Origin of the sequence: Bacillus sp. ISL-45, from assembly GCF_018613195.1 — a bacterium.
Lineage (GTDB): Bacteria > Bacillota > Bacilli > Bacillales > Cytobacillaceae > Mesobacillus.
In genome coordinates, this window is the sequence record NZ_JAGGQQ010000004.1 from 411,624 (window position 1) to 434,262 (window position 22,639).

At 42.1% G+C, this 22,639-nt stretch carries 22 protein-coding genes; 6 read left to right on the plus strand and 16 right to left on the minus strand.

Features of this window, described 5'->3' with window-relative positions; all coding sequences use genetic code 11:
- Positions 1–127 precede the first annotated feature (127 nt).
- From J7E35_RS04895 to J7E35_RS04935, 9 genes are all read right to left on the minus strand, one after another.
- Entirely contained in the window at positions 128–1,945 is a 1,818-nt protein-coding gene (locus tag J7E35_RS04895) for an ABC transporter ATP-binding protein (RefSeq protein WP_251009442.1), read from the minus strand.
- A gap of 82 nt (positions 1,946–2,027) precedes the next feature.
- Entirely contained in the window at positions 2,028–3,776 is a 1,749-nt protein-coding gene (locus J7E35_RS04900) for an ABC transporter ATP-binding protein (RefSeq protein WP_214777476.1), read from the minus strand.
- 618 nt (positions 3,777–4,394) lie between these two features.
- On the minus strand, positions 4,395–4,850 hold the full coding sequence (locus J7E35_RS04905) for a TlpA family protein disulfide reductase (protein ID WP_214777478.1): 456 nt from the start codon (positions 4,848–4,850) through the stop codon (positions 4,395–4,397).
- Positions 4,851–4,918: 68 nt separating this feature from the next.
- Positions 4,919–6,043, minus strand: a complete 1,125-nt coding sequence (locus tag J7E35_RS04910) for an N-acetyldiaminopimelate deacetylase (protein WP_214777480.1) — start codon at positions 6,041–6,043, stop codon at positions 4,919–4,921.
- A gap of 393 nt (positions 6,044–6,436) precedes the next feature.
- Entirely contained in the window at positions 6,437–7,147 is a 711-nt protein-coding gene (gene dapD / locus J7E35_RS04915) for a 2,3,4,5-tetrahydropyridine-2,6-dicarboxylate N-acetyltransferase (protein ID WP_214777482.1), read from the minus strand.
- Between the two features lie 147 nt (positions 7,148–7,294).
- Entirely contained in the window at positions 7,295–8,188 is an 894-nt protein-coding gene (locus J7E35_RS04920) for a transcriptional regulator CcpC (RefSeq protein WP_214777484.1), read from the minus strand.
- 205 nt (positions 8,189–8,393) lie between these two features.
- Positions 8,394–9,887: an MDR family MFS transporter gene (locus J7E35_RS04925; RefSeq protein ID WP_214777486.1), complete on the minus strand. Its 1,494-nt coding sequence runs from the start codon at positions 9,885–9,887 to the stop codon at positions 8,394–8,396.
- Positions 9,888–10,106: 219 nt separating this feature from the next.
- Positions 10,107–10,553, minus strand: a complete 447-nt coding sequence (cbpB, locus tag J7E35_RS04930; RefSeq protein WP_214741329.1) for a cyclic-di-AMP-binding protein CbpB — start codon at positions 10,551–10,553, stop codon at positions 10,107–10,109.
- Positions 10,554–10,703: 150 nt separating this feature from the next.
- Positions 10,704–10,940: a YkuJ family protein gene (locus J7E35_RS04935; protein ID WP_023627836.1), complete on the minus strand. Its 237-nt coding sequence runs from the start codon at positions 10,938–10,940 to the stop codon at positions 10,704–10,706.
- Positions 10,941–11,125: 185 nt separating this feature from the next.
- On the opposite strand from J7E35_RS04935, the gene J7E35_RS04940 reads away from it, so the two are divergent.
- Both J7E35_RS04940 and J7E35_RS04945 read left to right on the plus strand, forming a co-directional pair.
- On the plus strand, positions 11,126–12,088 hold the full coding sequence (locus J7E35_RS04940) for an MBL fold metallo-hydrolase (RefSeq protein ID WP_214777488.1): 963 nt from the start codon (positions 11,126–11,128) through the stop codon (positions 12,086–12,088).
- A gap of 1 nt (position 12,089) precedes the next feature.
- Positions 12,090–12,329 (plus strand): glutaredoxin family protein, encoded by a 240-nt coding sequence (locus J7E35_RS04945; RefSeq protein WP_214777490.1) that lies wholly within the window; start codon positions 12,090–12,092, stop codon positions 12,327–12,329.
- Between the two features lie 64 nt (positions 12,330–12,393).
- Here J7E35_RS04945 and J7E35_RS04950 read toward each other — a convergent pair whose 3' ends face one another.
- The 3 genes from J7E35_RS04950 to J7E35_RS04960 all read right to left on the minus strand — a co-directional run bounded on the left by J7E35_RS04950 (position 12,394) and on the right by J7E35_RS04960 (position 14,809).
- Positions 12,394–13,065 (minus strand): DUF3993 domain-containing protein, encoded by a 672-nt coding sequence (locus J7E35_RS04950; protein ID WP_214777492.1) that lies wholly within the window; start codon positions 13,063–13,065, stop codon positions 12,394–12,396.
- 216 nt (positions 13,066–13,281) lie between these two features.
- A complete protein-coding gene (locus tag J7E35_RS04955; RefSeq protein ID WP_214777494.1) occupies positions 13,282–13,527 on the minus strand; it encodes a hypothetical protein in 246 nt (81 codons plus the stop codon).
- 73 nt (positions 13,528–13,600) lie between these two features.
- The gene (locus J7E35_RS04960; RefSeq protein ID WP_214777496.1) at positions 13,601–14,809 is read right to left on the minus strand and encodes an EAL domain-containing protein; all 1,209 of its coding nucleotides are present in this window, start codon (positions 14,807–14,809) and stop codon (positions 13,601–13,603) included.
- A 198-nt stretch (positions 14,810–15,007) separates the two neighbouring features.
- Between J7E35_RS04960 and J7E35_RS04965 the strand changes: the two genes are divergently transcribed.
- On the plus strand, positions 15,008–15,793 hold the full coding sequence (locus J7E35_RS04965; protein WP_214777498.1) for a C39 family peptidase: 786 nt from the start codon (positions 15,008–15,010) through the stop codon (positions 15,791–15,793).
- Positions 15,794–15,876: 83 nt separating this feature from the next.
- Here the strand turns inward: J7E35_RS04965 and J7E35_RS04970 are convergent, their stop codons facing one another.
- Positions 15,877–16,101: a hypothetical protein gene (locus tag J7E35_RS04970; protein WP_214777500.1), complete on the minus strand. Its 225-nt coding sequence runs from the start codon at positions 16,099–16,101 to the stop codon at positions 15,877–15,879.
- A 185-nt stretch (positions 16,102–16,286) separates the two neighbouring features.
- On the opposite strand from J7E35_RS04970, the gene J7E35_RS04975 reads away from it, so the two are divergent.
- Positions 16,287–17,168 (plus strand): metallophosphoesterase, encoded by an 882-nt coding sequence (locus J7E35_RS04975; RefSeq protein ID WP_214777502.1) that lies wholly within the window; start codon positions 16,287–16,289, stop codon positions 17,166–17,168.
- On the opposite strand, the gene J7E35_RS04980 is transcribed toward J7E35_RS04975, so the two are convergent.
- The gene (locus J7E35_RS04980; RefSeq protein ID WP_214777504.1) at positions 17,169–19,286 is read right to left on the minus strand and encodes a sensor domain-containing protein; all 2,118 of its coding nucleotides are present in this window, start codon (positions 19,284–19,286) and stop codon (positions 17,169–17,171) included.
- A 200-nt stretch (positions 19,287–19,486) separates the two neighbouring features.
- Between J7E35_RS04980 and J7E35_RS04985 the strand changes: the two genes are divergently transcribed.
- Both J7E35_RS04985 and J7E35_RS04990 read left to right on the plus strand, forming a co-directional pair.
- Positions 19,487–19,984 carry a L,D-transpeptidase family protein gene (locus J7E35_RS04985; protein WP_214777506.1) on the plus strand — a complete coding sequence of 166 codons (498 nt, stop codon included), beginning with the start codon at positions 19,487–19,489 and terminating at the stop codon, positions 19,982–19,984.
- Between the two features lie 106 nt (positions 19,985–20,090).
- Entirely contained in the window at positions 20,091–20,561 is a 471-nt protein-coding gene (locus J7E35_RS04990; RefSeq protein ID WP_214777508.1) for a YkyB family protein, read from the plus strand.
- 387 nt (positions 20,562–20,948) lie between these two features.
- On the opposite strand, the gene J7E35_RS04995 is transcribed toward J7E35_RS04990, so the two are convergent.
- Both J7E35_RS04995 and J7E35_RS05000 read right to left on the minus strand, forming a co-directional pair.
- The gene (locus tag J7E35_RS04995) at positions 20,949–21,851 is read right to left on the minus strand and encodes a chemotaxis protein (RefSeq protein ID WP_214777510.1); all 903 of its coding nucleotides are present in this window, start codon (positions 21,849–21,851) and stop codon (positions 20,949–20,951) included.
- A 301-nt stretch (positions 21,852–22,152) separates the two neighbouring features.
- Entirely contained in the window at positions 22,153–22,617 is a 465-nt protein-coding gene (locus J7E35_RS05000) for a DinB family protein (RefSeq protein WP_251009443.1), read from the minus strand.
- Positions 22,618–22,639 lie beyond the last annotated feature (22 nt).

The following is a 22,639-nucleotide window of genomic DNA, read 5'->3' on the forward strand; positions in this document are numbered from 1 at the left end:
CTTCTATTTATGAATTTGACGGTAACTCTGTTAAAAAGTTACAGAATGCATCTTAAAGTGGATGCCCCCCTCTTAGCCGTATCAAAAATACTGCAAAAAAAGCCTTCACGAAGAAGGCTTTCTACATTTACACTGCATCTAGCATATTGAATTGTGCTTTGACAAGGTGATGATATTCTCCTTCAAGGTCCATAAGCTGGTCATGATTGCCCTGCTCGATGATCAAGCCATTCTCTAGCACGAAGATATTATCCGCTTCCCTGATGGTCGATAGTCTGTGGGCAATGATGATAGCCGTGCGGCCGTTCAACAGTGTTTTTAGAGCCTTTTGGATTTTCATTTCTGTTTCGGTATCAATGCTCGCTGTCGCTTCATCCATAATCAGGATTCGTGGGTTAGCAAGCAACGCCCTGGCGAATGAAAGGAGCTGCCTTTCACCGACTGAAAGGATATTACCCCTTTCTTCCACTTCTGTCTTATATCCATTAGGCAGCTTCTTAATGAATTCGGCTGCTCCTACAGCTTCTGCAGCAGCTATTACTTCTTCCTCTGCAGCATCCGGCCTGCCGAACAGAATATTATCGTAAATTGTTCCAGAAAAAATAAAGGTGTCCTGCAGTACGATACTGATATGCTTCCTCAGGCTGCCTATAGAGACTTCTTTTAGGTCATGACCGTCAACCAATACCCTGCCCGAAGTAGGATCATAGAACCGGCTGATTAAATTGGCAATCGTTGTCTTCCCTGATCCTGTATGACCAACGAGGGCAACCGTCTGTCCAGCCTTCATTTCGAGGCTGATCCCCTTAAGCGCCGTTCTCTTTTCATCATATGAGAAGACGACTTTATCAAATTTAATTTCTCCTCGCATTTCCTCGAGCTCAACCGGATGATCAGCCTCAGAAACAATCGGCTTCTCGTCAAGAAACTCGAAGATCCGTTCCGATGAAGCCATCCCCATCAATAACTGGTTATATACCTGGCCCAGCCTAGAGATTGGTTCCCAGAACATACCAAGATAGAAGGCGAAGGAGACGAATACACCAATTGAGATCGTTCCATTTTGGATCAAACTCGCTCCATACCAAATTAATACTGCTGTACCAAGTGCATTGGTCAGTTCAACCATCGGACGGAACATCGCATTTTTCTGTGAAGCCGACTTCCAGCTCTGGAAGGTCTCATCGTTTACTCCATCAAAAAAAGCCATGTTTTCCTTTTCCTGCGTAAAAGATTGTGTAACCCTGATACCCTGGATACTTTCATTCAGGTGGGAATTTAACTTGGATTGCTTCATGCGAACATCCTGCCAGGAGCGCCTGATGTTTTTTCTCAGCTTTGTTGAGATCAGGAACATGATCGGTAAAATAATCATGATTGCCAGTGTAAGCTGCGGACTTAACGAGAACAGGATAAAGAAGATGCCGACCAGCAGAACAATGTCCATCAATAAGTTGATGACACCATTGGTGAACAATTCCTGAAGGGAATTGATGTCATTCATGATCCGCACGAGTATGGATCCAGCTGAACGCTGGTCAAAAAAGCGATGCGATAGATTTTGCACATGCGTGAATAAATGTTTACGCAAATCATATATAACATTCTGGCCTAATTGATTCATCCAGCGGATTCTGTAAATGTTCGCAATATAGGAAGCTGTATAAAGCCCCCCTATGAGCGCGACCAGCCAGAAAAGCATAGTGACGTCTTTATTTTTAACGGCTCTGTCAAGAGTGTAGATCCCAATCAGAATTGGGATTGTCAGTCTTACTGCTGTCGTGATTAAAACCATGGCAATCGACAGCGGCACAAGCGTCTTTTTATATGGGAGCATATAACCAAAAAGCCTCAACATCTGTTTCCAGTTAAAAGGCTTATCAATAACCTGGTCAGTAGAATAGTGGAACCTTTTCAAAACTTGAGAGTTACCTTTCTTGCTCAAAATCTTCCCCCCTGTACATTATAGATAACTGATCCGGTATGAACGAAATGACGAACATCTATCAATCATCCCTTTTTGAATTTCAGCCAGTTTGCGATACTTTTTGGCGGTCCTTAAATTGTATATCGTAGATTTTTTGATATGTTCCGCCATTCTTGATCAGTTGTTCATGGGTTCCACGCTCAGCAATTGCCCCATTTTCAAGCACGAGAATTTCATCTGCGTGCTTAAGGGAAGAAATGCGGTGTGCGATGATAAAAGTCGTCCGTCCCTTCATGACTTCCAGGAGTGCTTGCTGGATCTTGAATTCAGTTTCCATATCTACTGCACTTGTGGCATCATCAAGGATCAAGATACTTGGATTGACACAAATCGCCCTGGCAATCGCGATTCTTTGCTTTTGGCCGCCAGACAGCCCCATTCCTCTTTCCCCAAGGATCGTATCATACCCATCCGGCAGTTCCATTATAAAACTATGTGCCTGCGCCCTTTTTGCGGCAGCAATGATTTCCTCCATCGTTGCCTCTGGATTGCCATAAGAGATATTGGCTTTAATCGAGGAAGAAAAAAGGAAGGACTCCTGGAGGACAATCCCTATGTTGCTGCGAAGTGAACGAATTGAATAATCCTTAATATCCAGGCCATCAATCAGGACTTGGCCAGCGACCGGCTCATAAAACCTAGTCATCAGCTGAGTAATGCTTGTTTTTCCAGAACCTGTCGACCCAATCAACCCAATTGTCTGGCCAGGACGTGCTTTAAAGGTAATATTATATAAAGCTTCATTTTCATCATCGCCATAACGGAGTGTTACATTATTGAACTCTACGTCTCCTGAGAGTTTTTCAACCTGAAGGGCCCCACGCTTCTCTTCAATCTCCTCATCAGCTTCAAGAATCTCCAATAATCGTTCCCCTGATGCTTTGGATTGGGAAAACAGATTCACAACGAATCCGAGGTTCATGATTGGCCACATGATGTACCAAACGAGGCTGTAGAAAGCCACCAGCTCTCCCGGCAGCAAAGATTCATTCATGACCAGGAAGCCACCGTATCCTAAAAGCAGGACAACACTTAAATTCCCCAAAAACTCCATTAAAGGGAAATACTTCGCCCAGATTTCCGAAGTGAATAAATATTGATCTTTATAATTTCCATTTGAGGAATTGAATCTGCCAATCTCATAATCTTCACGAGAAAGAGACTTTACAGTGTTGATTCCGCTTATATTCTCCTGAACCTTGGTATTCAGTTTCCCAAACGACTTCCGGATCCCCCTGAACGCCGGATGGACTGCCCTGTCAAACTTATACACGACTACAGCAAGGAAAGGCAGTGTAGCGAGAGTCACAAAAGTCAATGAAATAGAATAATAGAACATAACGGTAAAACTAATACCAATTAAGAGGACAAAACGAATCAACTCCGAGAAGCCAAAGCTTAGGAAAAAGCGAAAGCCTTCCACATCTGCAGTAAGCCTTGACATTAAATCACCTGTCTTCGCATTGTCGTAATAACGGAAAGAAAGGAACTGAAGCCTTTCATAAAGCGAGTTTCTCAGCTTATAGACAGAATGAATGCCAAACAGATCTCCTGTATATTGATAAATGTAGGTACAGATACCTTTAACGACCATGGATCCCACAAAACCGGCAGCAAGAAGTGGAATCAGATCATACCGTCCTCCAATGACGGCTTCATCGATTGTAAGCTGCAGGATCATCGGATAAACCACGGTAATCGCTGTTACAATCAACATAAATAATATTGACCATATAAAGTAATTTTTAAAAGGCCAATAATATTCTTTTAATTTTTTGAATGTCTCCATTCATATCCCCCCCTTTGGAAAATTAGAGATTGTTAAGGCAATAATGGTTTGTTTCCTTCTTCGTACGTGTAGGAAGGAATCGTACCCCCAACCTTGTAAAAATAGCAACGCGCAGAAAAAAATTGGAAAAGCTTAGCAAAAAAGAAAAGCACGTATACATTAATATATCGAGTTTCGAAATATTTTTCCAGTATTTTTTAGAATTTTTATATTTTTTTGTATATGGAAATTATCAGATTTTAACTGAAAAAGGCAGGCGAAATGGTGTTGGACTTTGGAATCAAAGGAATCAGAAGGCCTCGATAGGACAAGCTTGTGGTCATAACAGAGAAAAGTGTCCGTTAGGTGAGCTATATCGGACAAACTCGTTGTCTTTATGCAGAAAAATGTCCGTTAGAAGGGCTCTATCGGACAAAAACGTGGTCTTTATTCAGAAAAAGTGTCCGTTCGAAGGGCTATATCGGACAAACTCGTGGTCCTTATGCAGAAAAATGTCCGTTAGAAGGGCTCTCGGACAAACTCGTGGTCTTTATGCAGAAAAGTGTCCGTTAGAAGGACTCTATCGGACAAACTCGTGGTCTTTATGCAGAAAAGTGTCCGTTAAACCCTCAAAAGGATTCATTCTTCCTTTTCCATTTCTTCGAGAACTCTGATCACACGTTTTTCAAGCATCTTTAAACCGCTTCCGCCAGCCTGAAAATGCCTTAACAAACCATTATGATCAAAAAGGTAGTAAGCTGGTACATATTGATTCTCAAACGCGTCCGTCAATATGTGGTCATGATCAATAAAAATGGGCTGGGACATGCTGTGTTCAGCTGCCACCTGTTTGATTTCTTTGATATTCATGTCTTTTTCTGACCGTGGCATATGGACAGCCACCACATTCAGATTATCTTTATATTGATTGCGCAGTTCATTAACCGATGGCATTGCTACCTTGCATAGATGACAGCTGATTGACCAAAAGTGAATCAGAGTCGGCTTTTCACCAACCAGCTGTTCTCTAGTAACCTCTCCATTGAGCCATTCAGCGGCCCCGTTTATTTCAGGCATAGGTTGACGCAATCTCATATTGAACACCTCTTTTTTGGAATGGCAATTACACTGTATCACTAAGCCAGATTGAAAAGTTCATAGGTTTATTTGCTTTTATACTCAATATACTCAGTCAGCAGGTCAATTGCTGTCTTGATGGCGTCCTCATCGGGGTCAAGCCTGGCATGATGAAGTCCATGATCCGAATGAACACCGAGCCAGAACATGAAGCCAGGGATCTCTTTAAGCATATATCCAAAATCTTCTCCAGTCATTGCTTCTTTACAAACAATTACGTTGATCTTCTCTTTATCCTCAGCAAAGGCGATAAAGTCACGTGCTAATTCTCCATTATTATAAACTTGATGATACATGGCACCATAGTCTATTGAAGTCTTGCATTGATAGCCTATTTCGATACCTTTAACGAGTGCTTCAATCCTTTCCTTAACTCTCGCCATAGATTCTACAGAAAGTGTGCGGATTGTCCCTTCTAGCCTTGCTGTTTCAGCGATGATATTTTGAACCGTGCCTCCGGTTATTTTGCCGATTGTTACAACAGCACTGTCGAGTGGATCCACATTTCTAGAAACAACAGACTGAAGCTGGTTCACAAGAGCACAAGCGGCAACGACCATATCATTAGTTTGGTGAGGATAAGCAGCATGCCCTCCCTTCCCCTCAAGGTCAATAAACAATTCAGAAGTATTGGCAAAAAGCAGACCTTCTCTAGTTGCAATCGTGCCAACCGGATATTCCGGAGCGATATGCAGGGCAATGATCATATCCGGCTTCCATTCCTGCATGATGTCCGTTTTAAGCATTGGCTCGGCACCACCGGGACCTTCCTCTGCAGGCTGGAAAATGAACAGCAAATGATCATCAATAGGGTGAGCAAGGAAGTATGAAATCAATCCAAGGGCAATGGACATATGAAAATCATGACCGCATGCATGCATCTGCCCTTCATGAAGTGATTTGAATTCCAAGCCGGTTGCTTCTGTGATCGGAAGACCATCGATATCAGCTCTGTAGCCAATCGTCTTTTTTGGATTCATTCCTTTGATCCTGACAAAAATCCCTGTCTTCCATGTCTTTATTTCCAGGGTATCCTGAGGAAGGCTGCTTAGATAGTCAAGGAGATACGCCTGGGTTTTAAACTCCTTGAAACCCAGCTCAGGAATTTGATGCAAATCTCTTCTAATTTTAACGAAAGTAGTAAAATCCATAGAGTTCTCTCCCCTTATTAAGAAAAGCGCAAGCGCCTTGGTCAGCCCCGACAAGCGCTGCCCGACAAGAACGGCACTTCCTGTGGCTGTCGGGTCTAGCACGTCCTGTGCCTCGGAGGGCCGACCATTGAAGTCGTTCTTTCACTTCATTGGGCGGACCGAAATCGAAAAGTATAGCCGACTGCCCAACTCCGACATGCGTTGGAGGGCCTGACAGTGAAGTCGCCCTTTGACTTCATTGGCAGGACCGAAACGTCTCGAGGAGTTAGGAGCCGCAGCTAGACAAGCGACTCGAGGGGCTAGGCGCTGGAGCTGGACAATTATCGAAGTAATATATTTCTCCTATCACGTAAAAGAAAGCGCGGACTACGATCCACGCTTTCATGCTTGCTATTAAAGCTGGCGAAGCTCCTGCTTGATTTCAGTTTTTGATTTCGTTTTCTCGTCGATTTCCTTGATGACACGTGCTGGTGTTCCGGCTACAACTGTGTATGGAGGAACATCGTCGATTACGATTGCGCCTGCAGCGACTACCGCACCCTTACCTACTGTGACACCCTCAAGAACAACAGCATTCGCTCCGATCACTACATCATCTTCAACAACAACAGGCTTTGCTGATGGCGGCTCGATAACTCCAGCAAGTACAGACCCTGCACCAATGTGGCAGTTCTTGCCGACTGTTGCACGTCCTCCTAGTACTACGTTCATGTCGATCATCGTACCTTCACCTACAACAGCACCGATATTAATGGATGCACCCATCATAATAACAGCATTGTCGCCGATTTCAACCTGGTCCCTGATGATTGCACCTGGCTCAATACGAGCCTTGATATTCTTCATGTCCAACAAAGGAATTGCCGAATTTCTTCGGTCATTTTCAATGACATAATCTTCAATTTTAGCCTGGTTTGCTTCGATTGCCGGATTGATTTCAGCCCACTCACCGAAAATAACGCCGGTGTTGCCTGTGATGAACGTCTGGGTATTGTCGCCAAAGTCGATTCCTTCAAGGTCACCTTTAATATATACCTTTACCGGAGTAGCTTTTTTGCTATTTTGAATAAACGAAATAATTTCATTAGCATCCATCATTTTCATATACTTTGCCTCCAAATTATGTATGTATTTGCCCCATTCCGCTAGCGTGCTGCTCTTTTATAGAATTAATCTGCTAAAGCAACAACACGGAAAACAGCCTATTCTAAAAATTACTTTAACAAACAAAAGTTTTTAAAACAAGAAAAACTATTTATCTGTTTTCTTGGTCTCAACAATATGTTCTTTAATGATATCAATGAAGGCCTGGACTTGCTTCAATCGGAAGGCCGATTCATATCCCAGAAGCCAGGTGTCCCTTCCTAAAGGTTCATTGTTTTCATCGCGAAGCGGGACTTTAAAGATGTCCTTTTCCGCCCCATTCAGTGTTATTGCCGGAAGAATTGCGTAACCGATTCCGTTGAAGGTCATCTGTTTACATGTTTCAATCTGATCGACAATGATTGTTCTTTTTGGTGCTGTCTGGAATTGCCTTAACCACCAATCCTGTATTTCCTGGTAGTAATTCGAATCACTTTTAAATTGGATAAACGGCCGGTCTGTATCCAATACTTGTTCAGGACTTGTTATTTCCGTATCGACTAAATACAGACTGTCCTTAAATAAGTGGATCTTGACACCTTTCCAGTCCGGTGTACCCCTTATAATCCCGATGTGCACCTGATCTTCGTATAGTGCCTTAGATATTTCACTGCTCCAGCCAGTCACAAGTGATATTTTTGCCTGAGGGTAGCGGTTTACGTATTTCTTCAAGACCTGTGGCAGCCAGTTTTGGCCAACGATAGATGCAACGGCTATTTTAAGGGTTCCATACACCTCTGAATTTAATGCATGAATGGATTCCCTTGCTTTTTCCTCCCTGGCAATGGTGTCGTTGACAAATTGGATGACGACCTCTCCCGCAGGCGTCAATGTCAGCCCTTTCTGGGAACGGAGAAATAGCTTGGTACCCCAATCTTTTTCGATCGATTGCAGTCTTTGGGACAAAGCGGGCTGTGATACAAATAATCTCTCCGCTGCCTTCCTCATATTCATTTCCTGAGCTAGTACAGACAACAGATGGAACTCCGAAATAGATGACATAACTCGACCTCTTAATAAGTATTTCTTATATTATTAATTACATTATAATAAAAAACTGCAGAAATCTGCAGTTTTTCGTTTTAAAGCTATTGCTGGAACTCCCCTTTTATTATTTTTGACCACTATGCAGGGGTGTTCCTTTTACTGATTTCATCACATTTCTTCTTTTTCGGGCATTGCAGGTGAACCTCTTCTAACATGTTAATCAAACTTCCTCTTTTTTAGGCAGGAATAAGATGAACAGCAAACTGACAATAGCAAAAATGAATACGACAATGTATACCGAATGAAGGGCGTTTGTCAGCGCATCCTGCAGGAGTGCTTTTAAGTCTGCCGGAAGCTTCATCCTCTCTGATTCATTGAGCAGGACATTCGCTGCATCTATCGAGAGATCCTGACTTGCTGCTCCATTGCTTTTCATGTAGCTCAAGATACTGCTGTTCAGAACTCCTCCGAGCAAGGCAGCTCCCACTGTATTGCCCAGGTTCCTCATGAACATATTGGCTGCTGTCGCGATCCCTCTTTGCTGCCAGGCAACAGTACTTTGGATGGATACAATGAATGCGGTACTGGTCAGCCCCATACCCACTCCGACGAAAAACGACCCAGCTGCTGCCCATAGAGGTCCAGCTTCAGGCGTCAGGGTAACAAACAGGATACTGCCGAGTATCAATGCGGCACCGCCAAATAAAGAAGTCTTGCGATAGCCGATACTCAATAGCAGGCGACCGCTGAGAGCCGAAGCAATCGGCCAACCTATTGACATGGCCGTCAGCGTAAAACCTGCAACAATCGGAGATTTTTCCATGACTCCCTGTACAAATGCAGGCAAAAAGCTGGAAATGCCAATAAGCATGACACCGGTTGTCAGAGAAGTCATATTGGCAATGAATATCGACCGTTCCCGCCAAATATTAAATGGCATCATCGGCTCTTCTGCCCTTCTCTCTTGAATTATAAAGAGAATCAAGGTCAGTACGCTCAAGCTGATCAGGCCGATTGTTTTTGGAGACGTCCATGCCCAATTCGCACCCGCTTCGACCAGGATAATCATTAGTGAGCTAATTGCCACAGTAAGAAAAACCGCACCAGGATAATCGATCTTATGCTTCTTTTTCTCAATATCTTCATGAAGGTAAAGCCAGAGTCCCGCTATAGCCAGGATTCCGAGCGGAACATTGATCCAGAAAACATATCTCCAGCTTGCATATTCCACCAGCAAGCCTCCAAGCGCCGGTCCCGATACAGCTGAAATGCCCCATACACTGGAGAGATAACCCTGTATCTTCGCCCTTTCTGCCCTGGAATAGATATCCCCAACAATGGTGGTGGCAATCGGCATGACTGCACCAGCCCCAAACCCCTGAATGAACCGGTATAGAATCAGCATTTCCATCGTTTCAGCCGTCCCGGATAAAATCGAACCAATCAAGAAGATGATAATACCAAATGTTAAAATTGGCTTCCTGCCAAATAAATCCGATAATTTGCCGTAGATAAGAACAGTAACAGCATTCATCAGCAAATAAGCAGAGAAAACCCAGCTATATAATGCAAAACCGCCCAGATCACCGACGATTGCGGGCATAGCTGTAGACACAATCGTTCCTTCAACAGCTCCCATGAACATGGCAAGCATGACTGTTGCCAGCACAAAAGAGCGTTTTGTTTCTTTCCTTTTTTGTTCAGCCTGTCCCATATACACACCTCTAAAAGAAAAGCGCAAGCGCCTTGCTCAGCCCCGACAAGCGACTCGAGCTGCTCAAAGCTGACGCTTATCGCAAGATACTCCAGGATGCCCTCTCAGGGATGAAAACTGGCTAGGCGCTGGAGCTAGACACTAATCAGAGTAATAAAGTTTATTCTTTCTTATACAGTAAAAAATTCAGCCCCCGAATCCGGGAGCTGCCTTATGATATTATTTCTTATTATACCTTTTTACTTGTTTGCTCAATTTCAGCAGGACAGTCCGCCTTGTCAGAATACCCTCAAATATACCAGAGTCATCTTCTATACAGAGGAAGGGGTGATCAACAAGAAGGTCCAGTGAGGATTTAAGCGTTGAGTGGATGTTGATTCTTGGTATTTTTGTATTCATGGCTTCTTCTACTCGCTTCCTCTCAAGCTGCTCAAACTCGATTCTTTGGAGGCCGAGAATTGAATCCATTATGATAGGTGTACTGATTAAACCCATTAGACGATAATGAGGATCAAGAACAGGAATCGCAGTATACCCGCTCTTCGTTAAAACAAGCAGTGCGTGCTCCAGACTATTGCCAACTTGAACATGGGCTACGCGTTCAGAAGGAATCATCAGGTCTTTAATTGACACTTCCAAAAACTCACCGCTGTAAAGACTAATCATGGCGAAAACTCCCTAAAATGGATTTCTTTCCATTACATTTTACCACATTATAAATGAGGGTGCTTTTATTTAGTTTACTCCCGGAAAACGAGATATTAAGCAAAATTCAAACAAAAAAGGACCACAGAAGGGTCCCATTGTTATTGATGATTACTGAATAAGATCAAAGATCTCAATTGTAATCATATCAATGTTGTCGAATTGATATTTCTTAGGCTTTTCCTTGTCATTGTATATTTCCAATTCGTATGTTTCAGTTTTTGGATGGTATGTAACCTGGCATTTACGCTCACCATTCACTTCAAAAAAGCGTTGAGCAGGCTCTCCTCCATTGGACTGCTCTTGCAGATTCTTTAAACGAGTGATTATTCCCTGAAGCTGTGACATTATGCTCCCTCTCCTTTCAAAACAAAAACCAATAACTTATAAATAGATTTTGCAATTGGCCTATTTATATCCATGTAAAATGATTTCAGAATTTTCTATACACAATTCTTTACATGTCAATATTAACAGAATAAAATAATGTCAGAAGATGTACAAGTAAAAGCTTTGAGAAAAGGAGTGATTTTTTGAAAAAACCAGTGCAGCTATCTGAAAATGTCTTTCTGATCGATGATTTTGATTTAAGTATGCCTGAACGGACAGGTACATACGTATTAACAGAAGATAAGGTCACGCTCATCGAAACATCCGCTAGCCCGTCCATTCCCTATATCCTTGAAGGCTTACAAACACTAGGAGTATCCCCTGGAGATATTTCATACATAATCGTGACACATATACACCTTGATCATGCTGGCGGAGCGGGGCTAATGTTACAGCACTGCCCGAATGCGAAAGTAATTGTACATCCCAAGGGTGCCAGGCATCTTGCTGATCCTTCAAGATTGATCATGGGTGCAAAAGCCGTATATGGCGACAAATTTTCACAACTTTTTGACCCAATCGTTGAAATACCGGAGGATCGCCTGATGATTAAAGGTGAAGGCGATACAGTAAAAATAAGCGATAAGCTTACACTGAAGTTTTTAGATACTCCTGGCCATGCCAACCACCATTTCAGTATCTATCATCCGCTCACAAACGGAATTTTCTCTGGTGACACTGCCGGTATTTTTTATCCGCAGCTTGACCGCGAAGGAATCGAGTTCTACCTGCCTACAACTTCACCTAACCAGTTTGATCCTGAAAAGATGGTCCAATCCATCAGCCGTTATAAGGACCTCAAAATAGAGCGAATTTATTTTGGACATTATGGCATGTCTGAAAATCCGGCTGAAGCTTTCAGGCAAGTGGAGAGTTGGCTTAAAGTTTTCATTGAAGAGGCAAAACATTCTGTATTGGAAGAAAAACATCCAGAAAAGCAAGTTGAGCAGATTACACAGAAACTTTATGATAAAATTAAAACTCACTTGACCCAGCGAGGGCTGACAGACAACCATCCAATATATGAACTGCTGTATCTGGATGTGAATGTCAGTGCCATGGGGCTGGTCCATTATTTGAACAAAACTACCGGGGGAACTAAATAAAATGAATGAGATCATTATATACACCCAGAACGACTGCCCTCCTTGCCAAATCATTAAGATGTTCCTGAGTGAATTCGGCTTCTCGTATACAGAGAAAAATATCTCCCTGAATGACCAGAGCAAGCTTGAACTGACGGAGATTTACAATTCCTATTCCACGCCAACCATCGTGATTGGAGAAGAAATCATCACAGGCTTTGATCTTGAAAAGTTGAAGCGAGTTTTGGATATCAACGAGTAGCGTTGAGTTTAACAGAAAGATAAAAATAAAGCGTGAAATCTGATCAGATTTCACGCTTCGTTCTTTATAATAACCCGAAAAACAATGTCCTGTTTTCATTCCTGAAAATGACTCCCAACTCCATGAACGTCTTCAGCGTGGAGAAATTCGGTCCAAACACAGTTTCTCTGATCATTTCCTTGTTCTCAGTTTCAGGCTTTGAAGCTTGTTGCTGCTCCTTCGCTTTTTCCGGATAGGCTTTATTGATTACTTCCTGGGGAACTTCATTATATAAATATTGAGCTACCTTCCAGTCACCATCCTCAATAACCAGTTTCAATCCTTCATAATGGTCTTCATAGCCTACTGGTCCTTCAGTATTCCCAGGAAAAAACTCGACGACATAAATTTCATTCTTCATTTCAACCACTTTCGTCTTTTCTGAAAAAGCGTAAAACGGAATGTAATATGGGGCGAAATCTGTTCCATAAGTCTGGTATTCATTTTCCTGTCCAACTACATTCTCATCAATAAAACGAGACTTATAGTCTTCTGTAAAATAAGGATCCAATACAGCTTCAATTTCTTCCATCGTCCTGGCCTTTTCACTTAAGGAAACCTGTGAATCAAAAGCCTTTCCGAGGAATGCAAAAACGTCTTCCCTGCCATCCAAATCTGAGTCAGCAAACGCATTGGCCGGTACCAAAAATAATAAAGATGATATAAACAAAAATAATAGCTTTGACCGCTTGTCCATTTTTTCCCCTCCTCCATGATGACTAGTAAATACAATTTTACCAACATTTACACGGTATGATTATGAAATTCATTCGTAAAATAACCACAGCATCTGACACGATACCTGTTTTACAATATCAATTTACCCTTAACTGACTCGAACTAACGCAAATGTTAAAAAATTTGTAGTATGATCAGGAGCTTTTCAAAAAAAAAATAACCCCCGTTTTGGAGGTTAATATCCGGTTCCTGTGGTCACCGCAAAATAAACGATGAACAACAGGGCTATGGAGATGACGATTATATAGGTTAAAAAAATCGGGTTTCGAATGTAAGCGTGCTCCTGTACAGCCCCTGGGACCTGAGAATCCAGGTTGCCTTGAGCTCTTTTCTGCCCCTTTCCAAAAGTCCAGGTATAGAAAAGGCCGGCAACCAGCACCCCTGCCCCCGCCAATAAAAGCATTGTCATATATATACTCATAAAAATCCCCCTTTATAGAAGGCTGTATATATAAATTGTACATATTTCAATTTACTATGCGCTTTTCTGTTTGTTAAAATAACCCTTCACGTTCATTAAGAAAAGATGCGCTTAAATCGACAAATAAGAATTCAGCTCCATTCAAAGGCAATGAGAACGTCCGGATTACCTCCCCCGTTTCAATATCACTGTATCGATCTGACAGGATCCCCTTTTTCCCTGTTCTCATTCTAATAATGTTTTCAAGAAAATAAGGTCGCCAGCTCCAGTTCTTATCCAGGTACTTTGGCTGCAGAATCCAATGCTCACCTGTTTTATAAAGGTTAGGTGACAGCTGGAAGCCGTCTTCGTCACATATATACATACGGAATGCGATGCCATCAAGGCTTTCTCCAATTGCCATCAGGAATTCACTAGGATTTTGCCCTTTTTTATTTCGGCTTATCAATTCCTGGAACTTCATGTTCAACTCGATTCGCAAATCAAAAAAAGAGTGAAGCCGTTTCTTCTCGGATAAGATAAACCCATGTATTTCTGCCTTTATTTTTTCCTTTAGAATATCTTTTGCTACTAAACTTCGCTGAGGTTTTCTTAGATAATATCCTTGATAAAACCTGCCTCCGTTCTTCCAGGCAAACTGCAGCTGATACGGCGTTTCAATGTTTTCAAACAAAAGTGTCGCGCCAATTTTGCGGGCAAGGATCGATAAAGAATGAAGGACATCCAGATAGGCAGGCCCTGCATTGTTTGATCTTAGCGAGGACATATCAATTTTTAGAATTTCTGGTTCAATGCCAGCTATTCGCTCAAAATATCTGCTTTCACTGCCGACTTGGGCCATCGCAATTTTTATTCCAAAGGATTTGTAATAATTGATTAGATGCTCAATATGGCTTTGTACATTACGATCAGATATTTCAAGCACTATGTGCTCAGGCCTCAACCCTTTATCATGGAATGAAAGGAGCAATTGCAAAAATCCCTCTCCATCATCCACCATCAATAATCCAGCATCCTTGTTGACAAACCATAAAAGGTCCTGGTCACCTGAGCGTGACGCTATTTCCATCGCTTTAGAAAAAACGACATTTTCCACTTCAATCCGGTACTCTTCAGGAATTGTATCATCCTGAAAAAAAGACCCGAGACTGATTTCCTCATTTCCGCTTATATACCGGCCTAAAACTTCATATCCAATGATTTTATGCTCCTCCGCATTAAAAATCGGCTGAAAAAAAGGGACGACATGTTCAAGGTCGGTTAAAATATCCAGAGCATCCAATTCAATCTGAAACCTCCCTAAAACCTGCAAAATTTTGTTGCGCTCCACAACGTTTTTAAAAGTTCTTACCACTAATTTGATATGAATAATTTTATCATATTATGAGTATTCCCTCAGTTACACTGTTTCCATTTTCCTCAAGTTATAAAATCATCGTGATAACCTAAAATAAATACAAGCTTATGGAAGGATGATGACATGAAAAAGTGGCATTTCATCGGCATTCTTCTTCCATTGCTTGGATGCAGCCACGGCTCGCCCGCCGAAAATGAAGCACAAATTCAACAAAACAACAATGAACCCATCATTATTGAAAGTCCTGAGCCAATTCAGGAAATGGCGGTCCCAAACCCTAAACAGAAGCAAGGCCAACACCCACAACGGAAAAGTAAGCCATTACTGAACGTACCCTTGATAAGGCAAAATCCAGAATTAAAATACGGTTGTGAAGTGACCAGTCTGGCGATGATGCTGAACTTTGCCGGAGCTGATACAAATAAAATGAGGCTTTTCGAGGAGATACAAAAAGATAATGATCCTCTGAAAAGATCTGCAAATGGAGATATTTTGAGTTGGGGAAACCCAGCTGAAGGTTTTGTTGGAGATATGACCGGTAAACACGCAGGATATGCGGTCTTCGATAAACCAATGATTGATTTGATCAATCGTTATTTACCAGGCAGGGCCGTCAATTTTACGGGCAAGGACTTCGAAACAGTACTTGACCATGTATCTGCTGGTTATCCAGCAGTTGTATGGACTACCGGCGATTATCTGCTGCCCGACCGCTGGGAATCCTGGACGCATGGCAATGAGGTCATCAAGACGCCACTAGACCTGCACGCGGTAGTCCTGGTCGGTTTCAATGAAACAACGGTCTACTTGAACGACCCTCTGTCTGGCCGAAGACAGGTGCCAGTAAACAAGACTCGATTTATACAAACATGGAAAGCGATGCAATCAAGAGCAGTCAGTTACCGATAAGTGATAGGATAAGGCTGGATGTTTATTCCGGCCTTGTCTTTTTATTCACCTCTATTCACAGGAACTTTTAAAGGCAATTCCTTCTAATTTTCTCTCCTCTTTTTCAGAAGCGACCTATGAAGCTTTGCAAGTGAATGGACGACTGTCCTTTTCTTATTGAACCCTTTTGCGCTTACACTTTCACCATTATAGACGGCTACTGCATTTCCCCATGTTCCTAAATGATTAAAACCGTACACAAAAACTTTTATATATCCATTTTTTGCTGGAATAAAAATCATTTCCATCTGGAGTTCATGATCACCCATCCACAACACCTCAATTCTGCTTTAGCTAAAAAGGGCTTGTCATATTTCCTTTCTCTTCCCTTATGTCGTGTCGTAAAAACACCCAAACTTCATGATTAGGGACCTTTCCCTAAAATGGCACTTCTATTTTCCATGTATGTTTGCTAGTATAGTAGAGAAAATCAGGGGATAGGTTGGTATTTTTCATGTCTGAACAAATCACTCGGAGGACTTTTATTAAAAAGGCAGTTGGAACCGTATTAACTGCTGCAGGACTCGGCACAGGGGGCTATTTCTATGCCCGTGAAGTCGAACCCCGCATGCTTGATATTACCCGTCATACTATTAAAAATGCGGCGCTGCCATCCGGGTTTGATGGAGTGAGGCTTATTCAGTTCAGTGATACCCATATTGGATTCCAGTATACGATGGAACAGCTGAAGCAGTTGATCACCCAAATCAATAAGCTGAACCCTGACCTGATCGTTTTTACAGGGGATTTACTAGATGACCCAAGACATTTTGGTGAAAAAACCAGGCTTATTTCCATATTGAGCCACTTGAATGCGCCTCTCGGAAAGTTTGCCGTATACGGAAACCATGACCATGGCGGCTACGGTTCAGATTTATATAAACAGATCATGGAACAATCAGGTTTCTCTTTATTACTGAACACCTCAGCTAATATCAAGCTACTTGATGGCAGTTCGATTTGGATAGCCGGAATCGATGATGCTATGCTCGGCAGGCCTGATTTGAACACGTGTATGGCCAACATACCAAACAACTCATATACCATCCTCTTATCCCATGCACCTGACAAAGCAGAAGAAGCTGCAGAACATCCCATACAATTGCAGCTGAGCGGTCACAGCCACGGAGGACAAATCCAGATCCCATTTTACGGCCCACTGGTCACACCGCCTTTTGCCGAAAAATATGTGGAGGGTTTTTATACTGCAGGCCGCAACAACAGTCTTACACTATACGTGAATCGCGGCCTTGGAACGACCAGGCTTCCTTTCAGGTTTTTATCACAGCCTGAACTTGCGATTTTCACCTTTAAAAGTGAAAAAACAAGCAGCTGATCAGCTGCTTGTTTTTGGTTTCAGAATGAACTTCTCCTCTGCTTCCTCCGCCCTTAATGGTCTGGCAAAAAAGAATCCCTGTGCTTTTTCGCAATCGGCATTTGTCAGGAAATCAACCTGGCTCTGCTCCTCGACCCCTTCCGCAATCACTTCCATGCCAAGACTGTTGCCAAGGTGGATGATCGTCGTAATGATTGCGGCATCCTTGCCGCTGTACTTTATATCCCTTATAAAACTTTGGTCAATTTTCAATACATCAATCGGGAACTGTTTCAAATAACTAAGCGAAGAATATCCTGTGCCAAAATCATCTACCGAGATTTTTATACCCAATTCCTTCAACCTTTTCAGGGTTGGGATCGTCTCTTTTGTATCCTGCATGGCACCCTCGGTAATTTCAATCTCCAAAAGCGATGGATCAATCTTATGCTTCTCAATCGAATTCTTGATGACCCGGACTAAATCCAGCTGCATGAATTGCTTGGGAGAAATATTGATAGCGATTCTGATTGGTTTCCCTGTTTTCTTCGTCCATTCCTTGATTTGTCGGCATGCCCTGTCAATAACCCAGTTGCCAATCGGGATGATCAATCCAGTGTCCTCTGCAAGCGGGATGAATTCGGCTGGTGAAATAAAGCCCAGCTCACTGTTGTTCCAGCGCAGCAATGCTTCAAAGCTGGATATCTCATTGGTAACTAAATTGATTTGGGGCTGATAATAGAGTTCAAGTTCGTTTCGTTCAATCGCTTTTCGCAAATGTGCTTCGAGCGTTATAACATTAACACCGGTTGACTGCATGTCCGAGCGATAAAATTGATAATGGGCCTTTCCTTTTTCTTTTACGCTATATAAGGCTTCATCAGCATATTTAATCAATGTTTCTGCATCTTTGCCATCATTCGGAAAAAGGCTGATACCAATACTTGGTGTGATATAATACTCCTGGGAATTGAAATAAAAAGATTCATTGAACCTGCATAATACTTTTTGCGCAAACTCCCCGGCACCATTCCTGCCTGTCTTTTCCAGGACAATGATGAATTCATCGCCTCCCTGTCTGTAAACAGTACAGTTTTCTTTTTGGATGTCAATCAACCGGTCTGCTACTTGCTTTAAAATCTGGTCACCAACAAGATGCCCAAGCGTATCATTTAAGTACTTGAAACGGTCTATGTCCAGAAACAGCAATGCAAATTCTGCTCTTTGCTTTTTTACATTTTTCACAAGACTATCCAGTTGATCCAAGAGCGCGCGCCTGTTGCGCAAACCTGTCAGCTGGTCATGGAATGCCATGTACTTAATAAGTTCGGTGCTTTTCGCCTGCTCAGAAAGATCTCGGATAATGATATACATACCCTTTATTTCAGAATGGATCACAATGGGGATCGTCTTCAAGTGAACCGTAAGGAAATTACCTTTTCGGTGCATGAACCGACAATCGAGCGATTCTTTAGCATTCCCTAATTTCGTATGTGATAAGACCTCGTTAAAAGTCGGCAAATCACTTTCACATATCAAGCCACTGATTTTTTTCGATTTAAGCTGTTTGACAGTATAGCCTGTCAATAATTGAGCAGCCGGGTTGACATCCAATATCTTCCCCTTCAAATCAATTGAAAAGACTGCATCCAGATTATGGTCAATGAGTGAGCGATACCGTTGCTCGCTATCAATCAATCTATTCTTTTCTTTGAAGTTTTCTGTCATATCCCTAGTGACTGCTACAACATATTGAACTTTCCCGTCAGCTGCCTTGATTGGGGTCAACAGGGTCTCGCCAAAAACCTGCTTGTCATTCTCCAAGTCTACCTCATCATGGAAAACAACTTCCACTCCCTCTTTCACTGCCTTTACATACTGTTTTTTCAAAGGGTTCAGATGATCTTGGGGTAAAACCTCGTCCATCGTCCTGCCGATATCATGTGCAGCCATCCCAGCATGGAGCAGTCCGTTCTCATTGGCAAATAAATAACGGAATTGATTACCCGGTTCGACCTTCATGATAAAAACAAGGTCCTTTACATGTTTAAAGATGATATCTGAAATCATCTGTTCTATTTTTGTCGAAGCAGTATTGCTTCTTAGTTTAGATTTTCTTGATTGCTTACTCTGATTCATCTAACCATCCTCATTCCAGAAGTACAATTGTACCTGGTACATGACTCCGAACTAGTGTTATTCCTATTTTACCTTTTCAAAAAAGGAAAAACGATACTATTTTTTTAATTTTTACAAGTTTCGCTAAAAAGCGACAATTAATGACCATAAGGAGCCCTCCTCAAAAAACCGGCATACACTGCATTAGAGGAGGAGATTTTATGTATCATATTGTTAAAAGAGGCGAGACGCTGGCAGTGATTGCCGCAAATTATCGCAGGCCGCTTCAACAAATCCTGGCAGCAAATCCTGGTATTACAATTCCTTCACTTATCTATCCTGGGCAGCGAATCGTAATTCCGGGACTTCCTGACCCAGCTACTATTCCTTACTCGATTTCGGTATCATTGGGCAGCAAAAGGCTTACACTTTTTCACTCCGGGAGGCTGATAAAATCCTATCCCGTTGGCATCGGGAAAATGCTGACGCAAACTCCTGTCGGCGAATTTGTGATTGTAAACAGAGAACCTGATCCCGGCGGCCCATACGGCTCAATGTGGCTGTCGTTATCAAAACTGGGTTATGGCATTCATGGGACAAATAATCCAGGATCAATTGGCAAGGCTGTTTCGAAGGGATGCATTCGTATGCATAACCAAGATGTGCTGGAGTTGGCCCGGCAAGTACCGAATGGAACTAGAGTAACTATCACACCATAATTCTCCATCGGAAGGCTTCTATTTCTCAATCAGCCAAATTAAGGGTATAATGATATTAGATAGTTTTTATACACAAATGCCGTAATAATGAAAGGAGCCTATCCCATTGAATAATGAAAGGAACAAGATCCCCTCACTCCGCCCAACGATCGAGAACCTCTCACAAGCAATCTTCACTGTTAACCGTCATGCCAAGACTGCTCCTAATCCGAAGTTTTTATATCAGTTAAAACATGATGCGATTAAAAAAATGCTTGCTGAAGGCAAAGCTAAAAAAACAGGACTCCATTTTTCAAACAATCCGAGAAACAGCCAGCAGCAATCAGACGTTTTGGTGGTTTGCGGTGAGTACACATTCCACATCCCGCCGTCTAAACAGGACTTCGAGCAGCTTCCCCACTTAGGAAAACTCGATCAGTCAGTGAGGAATCCAAGGGCCTCCATTTCATTGACCAGCGCGAAAAAGCTATTGTCATCCTACACAGGCCTGAAAGAGTCCAACGAAACCGCCGGAGCAGGCAAGACGAGGAAATATGCCAAACCTGTATTCAAAAAGCTTGGAGAACGGTATCCATAAAAGAAAGCTGGAAAATCAGCTTTCTTTTATGCTTTTCTATAAGCTGTTTTCGTAAGGCTGTTTTCGTAAAGATTGTTGTTAAAATCCTAAAGCCGATTTTAACGTATTATAAGGCCATTTTGCAGGTCGGTATTAAGTTTGCATGCTCTTTTCTCACAAAGGAGTCAATTTTTCGAAGAAAAATGGGTCATTTAATTTTATTTTGTAGTCAAAAGCAACAAAGTTTGAGAAAAGAGCCTTTCGTAAGATTGTTGTACGTGATAAAAAGCCATTTTGCAGTTCGAATTAAGTGTGCAAGATCTTTTCTCATAATTTTTTGTGAAAAAACATTGGTTATTCAATCCTATTTGGTAGTCAATAGCAACAGAATTTGAGAAAAGAGCCTTTCTATAAAATTAATTCATCGATCTTCAGTACCAGTTCACTAATCTCTGGCTTGCTGATCTGTGCATCCGCCCCCACTACACTCCCCTTATGTCGCAGTTCATTCGTAATCAAGGATGAAAAAATGATAACAGGAAGTTTTTGAAGAACCGAGTGCTCTTTTATTCTTTTTGTCAGGTGATGTCCATCCATTTGCGGCATTTCTATATCTGTGATTACCAGTTGAACTGACTTTGAAAAGACGTCAGTATCCACTGCCAGGTGTTCAAGATAGGTTATGGCATCATGGCCATTCTCAAAGAATTCAAGATACTGGAATCCTGCTTCACTCAAGGTGTCATGAAGCATTTTCCTTAACATTGCAGAGTCTTCCGCAATCACGATCCTTTTCGTAGAGCGTTCCCTGGGACCAAGTTTGTTGACATCGCTAACCTTGATTCCAGACTCAGGGTTGATTTCAAGAAGGATTTTTTCAAAGTCAAGGAATAGTACCATTTCCCCTCCTAGCTTGATTACTCCGATAATTTGGCTCTCCTGGCCCTGATACATGTCTGATGGCTTCTCAATCTGAGACCAGGAGATTCGGTGGATTTGTGAAACCGCATGGACATGGAACACTGTCTTGATCTGGTTAAATTCCGCAACGATGAACTTATCCAACTGTGGATTTGTTGATTCCTTAAGCCCTAGCGCCGCTGAGACATTGATGACTGGCAGCACTTCGCCCCTCAGCTCCATAATTCCTTCAACAAACGGATGAGCGTTAGGAATCGCCACCACCGGAACTGGGTTAAGAATTTCTTTCACTTTCATGACATTTATCGCAAATTTATTCTGGCCTATGCCAAATTCGACAATTTCCAGTTCATTCGTGCCTGATTCTAATAATATACTGCTATCATTCATAAAGATCTTCCTTCTCGTTATAGAATTAGTACTATATACCTCTTATCGGCAGGATGATTTAAACTGTTTAGTTAATAAAACTGGATCGGCTATAGTAGTCGACATGGTAAGACCTGCATGGAAAAAATACAGAATCAAACCAAATAAAAAAGCAAACCGAAAGCTCGGTTTACTCCTCTTATTTAACGCAAGTTTTCCATTGATTGCTGCTTGTTGAACATAGCCTTGCTTCCGCAGCTTATAAGCGGGGGAAACGATAGAATTGGTCAGTTCAAGCAACCTGGATACGAAAATAGCTTAATCATTTAACTATTGTCCAGCCTAATACCGAATTTACCTGATTTTGATGGTGAAGGTCGTGCTCGATAAAATCCATGATATACGTACCGACCGTCATGTGGTGATCAGAAATTTTGAATGCCACAGCCAACTTGTCATTGTCCATTTCTTCAAGCATCTTTTGGAACTGTCCTCGAACAGCAAGAAGGCTATCGAGAATCTCTTCTTTTGGGGTACATTCTGCGTATTCCTGGGCCCGTTCGTTGACCTTTTGAAAATCAGGATAGGATGGCAGTTGAGCTCCTTCTTTGAAATAAGGAAACCTTTCCTCTAAAGAGTATTGATCCCAGAAAAGCAGATGCGATACAACTGCTGCTACAGACCACTGCCCTAATGGCATGTTCCACTCTGTGTCCGTTAGGCCCTTTAGTGATTGGATCCATTCGCTAAAATGTGTATAATGTTGTTTCATCTGTTCTAAATTCAATCTGAATCTCTCCTTTTGTTTA